Source organism: Nocardiopsis sp. JB363 (genome assembly GCF_900143625.1).
In the GTDB taxonomy this organism is placed as follows: Bacteria; Actinomycetota; Actinomycetes; order Streptosporangiales; family Streptosporangiaceae; genus Nocardiopsis.
In genome coordinates this window covers 136,412-143,342 of the sequence record NZ_FRFF01000167.1, presented here as the reverse complement: position 1 = coordinate 143,342, position 6,931 = coordinate 136,412, and the positions used below count along the sequence as shown (strand labels likewise).

7 protein-coding genes are annotated in these 6,931 nt (G+C 69.9%); 2 read left to right on the top strand and 5 right to left on the bottom strand.

Translation table 11 applies throughout. From position 1 onward, the window contains the following. Nucleotides 1-382 precede the first annotated feature (382 nt). Nucleotides 383-1,174, top strand: a complete 792-nt coding sequence (locus tag BQ8420_RS25760; RefSeq protein WP_087102080.1) for an SAM-dependent methyltransferase — start codon at nucleotides 383-385, stop codon at nucleotides 1,172-1,174. A gap of 9 nt (nucleotides 1,175-1,183) precedes the next feature. On the opposite strand, the gene BQ8420_RS25755 is transcribed toward BQ8420_RS25760, so the two are convergent. The 3 genes from BQ8420_RS25755 to BQ8420_RS25745 all read right to left on the bottom strand — a co-directional run bounded on the left by BQ8420_RS25755 (nucleotide 1,184) and on the right by BQ8420_RS25745 (nucleotide 3,892). Beyond that, complete coding sequence (locus tag BQ8420_RS25755) at nucleotides 1,184-1,618, bottom strand: hypothetical protein (RefSeq protein WP_087102052.1); 435 nt, start codon at nucleotides 1,616-1,618, stop codon at nucleotides 1,184-1,186. A gap of 206 nt (nucleotides 1,619-1,824) precedes the next feature. Next, on the bottom strand, nucleotides 1,825-2,766 hold the full coding sequence (locus BQ8420_RS25750) for a helix-turn-helix domain-containing protein (RefSeq protein WP_087102049.1): 942 nt from the start codon (nucleotides 2,764-2,766) through the stop codon (nucleotides 1,825-1,827). Between the two features lie 73 nt (nucleotides 2,767-2,839). Beyond that, nucleotides 2,840-3,892, bottom strand: a complete 1,053-nt coding sequence (locus BQ8420_RS25745; protein WP_087102047.1) for a carbon-nitrogen hydrolase family protein — start codon at nucleotides 3,890-3,892, stop codon at nucleotides 2,840-2,842. Between the two features lie 322 nt (nucleotides 3,893-4,214). Here BQ8420_RS25745 and BQ8420_RS25740 point away from each other — a divergent pair, with 322 nt between their 5' ends. Continuing rightward, entirely contained in the window at nucleotides 4,215-5,249 is a 1,035-nt protein-coding gene (locus BQ8420_RS25740) for a methyltransferase (protein WP_087102045.1), read from the top strand. 71 nt (nucleotides 5,250-5,320) lie between these two features. Here BQ8420_RS25740 and BQ8420_RS25735 read toward each other — a convergent pair whose 3' ends face one another. Together BQ8420_RS25735 and BQ8420_RS25730 are read right to left on the bottom strand one after the other, a co-directional pair. After that, on the bottom strand, nucleotides 5,321-5,752 hold the full coding sequence (locus tag BQ8420_RS25735; RefSeq protein ID WP_235006495.1) for a nuclear transport factor 2 family protein: 432 nt from the start codon (nucleotides 5,750-5,752) through the stop codon (nucleotides 5,321-5,323). A gap of 37 nt (nucleotides 5,753-5,789) precedes the next feature. Continuing rightward, complete coding sequence (locus BQ8420_RS25730; RefSeq protein ID WP_087102042.1) at nucleotides 5,790-6,848, bottom strand: type III polyketide synthase; 1,059 nt, start codon at nucleotides 6,846-6,848, stop codon at nucleotides 5,790-5,792. Between the last annotated feature and the right edge of the window lie 83 nt (nucleotides 6,849-6,931).

Below are 6,931 nucleotides of genomic sequence, written 5' to 3'. Positions count from 1 at the left end.
GAGCAGGACACGTTCGGGGGCGGTCTGGGCCCAGGCGGTGGAGGGCAGGGCCACCGCGGGCGCCACGGTGAGCGCGCCGAGGGCGAGCAGGGCGAGGGGGCGGTGGGCCGTCGAACGGCGGGTGACCGACATGGTCGGGCTGCTTTCCGTGTGGGGGTGCGAACACGGCGAACCTAGTCAGGGTGCGGTAACGGACCGTGAACGCGCCACGGCCGCCGCCGTGCTCACCGGTGAACGCGTGAGTCGGTCCGCGAACCCGGCTCCCGTTCCCGACCCCGGGCGGGAAGTGCTGCCCACCAAGGGATGTGGCCCGGATGCGAGGCGTGGGTGGGACTATCATGGCGCGAACGACCCCGCCCCGACCTCGAAGGTGGCTCCCCCCATGAGTGAACACCCCCCGATCGACACCTCCATCCCGCACTCGGCGCGTGTATGGAACTACTGGCTGGGCGGCAAGGACAACTACCCCGTTGACCAAGAGGCCGGTGAGGCCTTCCTGGAGGTGTTCCCCGGCATGGCGCAGGGGGCGCGGGCCTCGCGCGCCTTCCTGGGACGCACGGTGCGCCACCTGGCGGGGGAAGTGGGGATCCGTCAGTTCCTGGACGTCGGCACGGGACTGCCCACGGCCGACAACACCCACGAAGTGGCCCAGACGTTCGCCCCGACCAGCCGGATCGTCTACGTCGACAACGACCCGCTGGTGCTCACCCACGCGCGGGCGTTGATGAGGGGCACCGAGGAGGGCGTCACCGAGTACCTCCACGCAGACCTGCGTGCACCGGAACGGATCCTGGAACTAGCGGCCGAGGTGTTGGACCTGGACCGGCCCGTCGCCCTGATGCTCATGGGGATCCTGGGACACGTCGCCGACCACGACGAGGCCTGTGACCTGGTTCGTCGATTGGTGGCACCGTTGCCGTCGGGGAGTTTCCTGACGATCAACGACGGCACCAACGTGCACAGCGAGGCCAACGTGGAAGCGCACGAACAGTACAACCAGAGCGGGGGAGTGCCCTACACCCAGCGCTCCCCGGAGGAGATCGAGGCCTTCTTCGAAGGCCTGGAGCTCGTGGAACCGGGGGTGGTGTCGGTGACCCGATGGCGCTACGAGGAGAACGGGTTCGGGATCCCACCCGAGGTCGACGGGTACGGGGGCATGGCCCGCAAGCCCTGAGCGGTGGGTTCACACCCCCTCCAGATCGGACAGGTCGACGTAGGGAGCGTCCACGTACTCCACCCCGGGCTCGGGAGGCACGGGTTCTCCGGACGCGGCGTCGGTGCAATGGGCGTCGAACATCTGCGCCTCGTCCAAGGGGATCAGCGTGCGGTGGCCCACCCGCCAACCACGGACCGACTTGACGGGGACGATGGTGCCGTCGGGCAGGGTTTCGTGGACGCGGTCGGTGAAGGTGCGCAGGATCAGGGCGGCCGGAGTGTGACCGGTCAGGGCCATGTGCAGGCGTTCGATCACCACCGGGTGTTCCACCTCGAAGTGGTCCCCCCGCCTGTCGAGGGCGGTGGACATCGCGTGTCGGAAACTCAGGTTGAGGATGTGGCGGTCGCCGGACAGGTCCCGGAAGAGGGAGCACAGCAGGGTGTGCGCGCTGGTGGAGAGCATGATTCCAGTGTGCGCCGGAACAGGGGACCGGATCGGGTTGTCCACAGGCCCGATTCGGTGCATGCGGGGCGGTCCTCCCACCGGTTCCGACGGACGCCCGAGACGATCTTCCGGGACCGACCTCTCGGAGGGACCGGGACGGTGTTCCCGCGAACGACCGTCCAGGTCCTCGACGCGATGGCCCTACGGGGCCCGTCAACGCGGCCTCACCCGTGCGCCCGTGCCCGGAAACGGGTGGGCGGCGCCCCGTAGGCCCGATGGAACAGTCGACTGAAGTGCGCCGGGTCGACGAAGCCGCATTCGAGCGCTACCTCGGAGACACCAGCCGCGTCCCTTCGCGACAACATCTCACGGGCGTGCTCCAGCCGCCGTGTCCGGATGTAGGCGGCGACCGGACCGATCCGCTCGGCGAACAGGGTGTACAGGCGGCGCCGGGAGACCCCCAGGATCGCGGCGACGTAGTCCGGATCCAGACCCGGGTCAAAGAGCCGGTGCCCGATGATCTCCTTGGCGCACTCCACGAGCTCGTCCCCGGCACGGTGACGTTCGGCCCGGGCCGGGGGAGTGTCACCGATGAGCGCTCCGATCGTCGCCAACGTCTGATCCAACAGAGCCGGAGCGGCTCGGCCTTCGGAGAGCGCCGACAGTTCGCTCCGTACGGTTCGTGCCCCCGGACCGGTCAGGCGGGTGGCCGCCACTGCCGCCACCCGGTCCCGCGACACTCCGATGGCCTCGTGCGGAACCAACGCGATGAGCAGCCCGAACTCCAGTTCGCTGCCCACGCTGTAGGCCTCCGAGGTGTCGTACACCGCCAGATCACCGGGGCGCAGGAGGACTCGTCGACCGTGCTGGGTGATCAGGGTGGGCCCCTGTAGGGCGAGGGCGATCTTGTAGTGACCCGCCCCCGCCCCCGTCGCCATCCGCGCGGTGCGCACCCCTGTGTGCGGGGTGGCCCGAAGCCGACAGAAACCGGCCTGCCCGACCCTTCGGGTGCCGATGACACCGGAGACGGCTCCCGCGTCGGTGTGGATGCGCAAGGGGACCAGGAAACGGGTCGAGACACGCTCCCACGAAGTGGTGCGCGCCTGGGCGGGCACACTGCGGGAATCGAAGAGCTCGCTCCGAACGTGAACGCGTGGATCGTCCACCGGACCTCCAAGAACGTCGCCGGGACCCGATTATGCTCCGCGGGCTTCCTCGCGCGCCACGGGACGCCGAGGATCAGACCCGGTCGGTGGGGACGAGCACCGCGCCCCTGGCGGGGGCGCCGTCCTCGGAACTCGCGGGGGACTCGGCGCCGGGCGTGGCCAGGCGTGTCACCCGCTGCGTGGTGAGGGGCTCTCGCGGAGTGCGGTCGACTCCGAAGGAGAACACGTCCGGTCGTGCGTAGTGTCCGGCGCCGTCGGCGAAGTACTTGGCGAACGGAATGACCCCCAGGTCCAGGTCGGCGTAGACGATCGCCTCGGTGTCACGGTGCGGCTCGGACAACCACTGTCCATCGGGCCCCATGAACCCGGTCATCCCACCGCCGACCGTCGGAGCGTCGGGGCCCTCCGGGATCCCCAGCCGTTCCACGATCTCCTCGCTGATACGCCCCTGCACGAAGACGACGTAGGACTGGGAGGCGATCGCGTGCGCACCGGCCAGGGTGCGCGAGTAGTGGTCGAACTTGCCGGCGTTGGGGTCGGCGTGGGTGGCGTTGATCGCCGGCCAGGCGGAGACATGGATCTGCTCGCCCAGAGTGGCCAGCGAATAGCGGGCCAGGTCCATCGTGTGCTCGAAGCAGATCAGCCCGCCCACACGCGCGAATCCGGTGTCCACGACGAAGACGTCCCGGCCGTCACCACGACCCCACACGGTGCGTTCGGCGTTCGTGGGGTGCAGTTTGCGATGCCGGGCGACGAGTTCTCCGGCCGGAGAGAAGTAGGCCTGGGTGTTGTACAGGGTGCCGCCGTCACGTTCGTCGAGCCCCATGACGACCCACACCCCCGCTTCGCGGGCGGCCTCGCCCAGGGCGCGGGAGGCCTCGCCGGGCAGTTCGACGGAGTTGGCGTACAGCTCGGCGAACAATGGTGCGGCGTGCTTGGGCGTGTGGGACCAGACCCAGTAGGGATAGCCGGGCAGGTAGGTCTCGGGGAAGGCGACCAGGCGCGCGCCGGCGCGGCCGGCCTCACGGATGAACGCGCGGGCCTGCTCCACTCCGGCCGCCAGGTCCAGGAACGGTGCGGCGGCGTGGACGGCGGCGACCTTGACGGTCGATGAGGTGGTGTCCATGGCGACACGATAGGCAGCGCCCGGTGGGGCGACTTGGATATCCGTGCACTGCGGTGCCGGCACCTCTCGGCGATCTCACCAGGGGCGCGGCCGTTCCTTGACGGGGAGAGCGCACGGCGCGAGACCTCTCCTCGGGGCGGATGGTCTCGGGGTGTCGACACGCCGCGCAGGGGCTCTGCCCGGGCCCGTGCCCGCGGGAACCTACAGTCGGTGACAGATGTGCGGTCGGCCGCCGGGCACCGGACCGACCCTCCCCTGGGTGGGCGCCGGCCACGGCGCGGCGCGCCCATGACAGTGGCGGACCGAAGGGCGGGGGAGCATCGTGGCCGGCGATCGAAGCGATCAGGAACGGGCCTACACCCTCCTCGAACTGGGTGACGAGCTCATCCACGCCAGAGCGTTACAGATCGCGGCCGAGCTTCGCATCGCCGACCTGCTCGCCTCGGGGCCCCGTCCGTGCGAGGACCTGGCGGAGCGCACCGACACCGACCCGGAGGCCCTCCACCGCGTGATGCGATTGCTGGCCTCCCGTGGTCTCTTCCACGAGACCGGGACCGGCGTCTTCGAACTCACCCCGATGGGCGACCCGCTCCGCTCCGACCACCCGGCTTCGGTGCGTTCCGTGCTGGCCCTGACGGGAACGGTGGCCCCTGTGGTCTTGGGGGGAGTCCATCACAGCCTCCGCACCGGTGAGGCCACCTTCCCGGCGGTCACGGGCGAGCACGTCTACGAACACATGGCGCGCCACCCCGAGCAGGGGCGCCTGTTCGACGAGGCGATGCGGGACCTGACCCACCTCGTGGTGCCCGCTGTGCTCGACGTCTACGACTTCACGGGCGCTCCTCGGATCATCGACGTCGGGGGCGGATCGGGGGCTCTGCTCAGCGCGATCCTGCACCGTGAGCCCGCCGCGAGCGGGATCCTCTTCGAGGCCCCCGGGGTCGCGGACTCCGCCCGGGACAGGATCCGGGAGGAAGGGCTGGCCGACCGGTGTTCGGTGGTGGGCGGGGATTTCTTCCGTGAGGTGCCGGCGGGCGGCGACCTCTACCTACTGAAGTGGGTTCTGCACAACTGGTCCGACGAACGGGCGACGGACATCCTGCGCAATTGCCGCAGGTCCATGAGCGAGGATTCCAAGCTCCTGCTCATCGAGTCGGTGCTGCCCGCGGGCGATGACCCCCACCCGGGGAAGGCCATGGACCTGGCGATGCTCGTTCTCCATGGCGGCCGGGAACGCACGGAGGAGCAGTTCACCGAACTGCTGGCCGGTGCCGGGCTGAGGCTCGAACGGGTGGTTCCGACCCGTTCGCCGCACAGTCTGGTGGAGGCGTCCCCCATCGAAGTCGCCCAGCGCTGAACCGGTTCTCCGCCGAACCGGTCCGACGCGCATCCTCTGTCCGCGCTCTCCGACGAAGGGGAGGGGCGGACTCAGGGTCCTTCGTCGAGCCAGAGCGGAGTGATGTCGACCGTATGGATCAACCAGCCCGCTCCCACCCGCCGGTAGGTGTTGTCGTACCAGCCACCGGCCGCCCACCAGTCCGTGGGATCGTCCGAGCCGCGCAGATGGACCGCGTGCATGGTGGACCGGGACGTGGCGTGGTCCCCGTCGACCGCGATCCGGTGGTTGCTGCTCAGATGGTGGGTCCGGTGGTAACGGCCCAGGTCGGCGGACACGTACTCGGCGAGACCGGCACGGCCGTGGTGCTCCGCCCCCGGCATCCGCAGGACGCCGTCCTCGGTGAACAGCGCGGCGTATCCGGTGAAGTCCCGCTCGTCGAGGCGGTGGACGAACTCGGTCAGCAGGTCACCGATGTCGGCGCGGTCGAGCAGGGAACGCAGACGCGAGGCTGCTTCGTGCACGGTCCCCCCTTGGACTCGGTTCCTGTACGCGGTCGGCCTATCCCCGCAGCAGGGCGGTGCACAGCGTCAGGCCGGGGCCGAAGGTCATGGCGACACCGTCTTCTCCGGGGGCCAAGGGCATGGTGCGCTGGAGCTCGGCGATGACGAGCGGTAGCCCGGCGGAGGAACAGTTGCCGTACTCCTGGAGGACGTGCCGGGAGGGGAGGACCGCCGAGGGGCTCAAGGAGAGGCTCTCCTCGGCGGCGTCGATGATGCGCCGGCCCCCGGGGTGGACCGCCCACCAGTCGATGGCCTCGGTGGTCAGTCCGTGCGGGGACAGCAGCTCGGTGACCAGTTCGGGCAGGCAGGCCGCGATCAGGTCGGGGACCGCCGCGGTGAGGCCCATCTTGAAGCCCGCGTCTCCCACTTCCCACGCCATGTGCTCCTCATGCTCGTAGGCGGTGTGGGAGGCCAGGTCCACCACGAGCGGGGCGGGGCCTCGTCCCGCCGTTCGTTCCGCGGCGTTCTCGACCACCATGGCCACGGCCGCGTCGCCGAACAGGGAGTTGATCACGAACTGCTCGGTGTCCCACGGCGGGGGCTGTAGATGCAGAGAGGACAGTTCGAGATTGAGCAGTACCGCGGGCTCCGAGTGGTGTCCGGCGAAGTCGGTGCACACGGCCAGACCGGGCAGCGCGGCGAAGCATCCCATGTGGCCGACCACGAGTCGCCGTGTGGAGGGACGCATCCCCAGATCCCGGAGCAGCCGGGAATCGACCCCGGGGGTCCCGTAACCGGTCGAGGAGACGAGACACAGCAACCCGACCTCTTCCGGGGTCACCCCGGCCTGGTCGAGAGCGCCGCTGACCGCTTCCGTCGCCAGGGGCAGGCCCTCGTCCTGGAACCGGCGCATCCTGGTCGATGTGGACCAGTACGCCACGTCCTCGGCACGGGGGTCGACCGCCATGTGGCGTTTGCGTATCCCGGAACCGGCCACGACCTTGCGCAGCACCTGCTCCCCGGTGTGCCCGGCGGGCAGCATGTCGGGCAGGTCCGCCTGCTCCAGGGCGGCGGTCGGTAGGGCCGCGTTGACACTGCTGATCCGTACCGCTTCCATACCAGAAGCCTCCTGGTAGCCACACGGCCGTAGGTTCTGCCGTCATGCGTTCGCCACCTGTGCCGGCCGGAGGCGTCCTCGGT

Excerpts from the sequence above, each read along its gene's own strand:
- BQ8420_RS25760 (WP_087102080.1), top strand. The coding sequence starts at position 383 with ATGAGTGAACACCCCCCGATCGACACCTCCATCCCGCACTCGGCGCGT.
- BQ8420_RS25745 (WP_087102047.1), bottom strand. The coding sequence starts at position 3,892 with ATGGACACCACCTCATCGACCGTCAAGGTCGCCGCCGTCCACGCCGCC.
- BQ8420_RS25755 (WP_087102052.1), bottom strand. The coding sequence starts at position 1,618 with ATGCTCTCCACCAGCGCGCACACCCTGCTGTGCTCCCTCTTCCGGGAC.
- BQ8420_RS25730 (WP_087102042.1), bottom strand. The coding sequence starts at position 6,848 with ATGGAAGCGGTACGGATCAGCAGTGTCAACGCGGCCCTACCGACCGCC.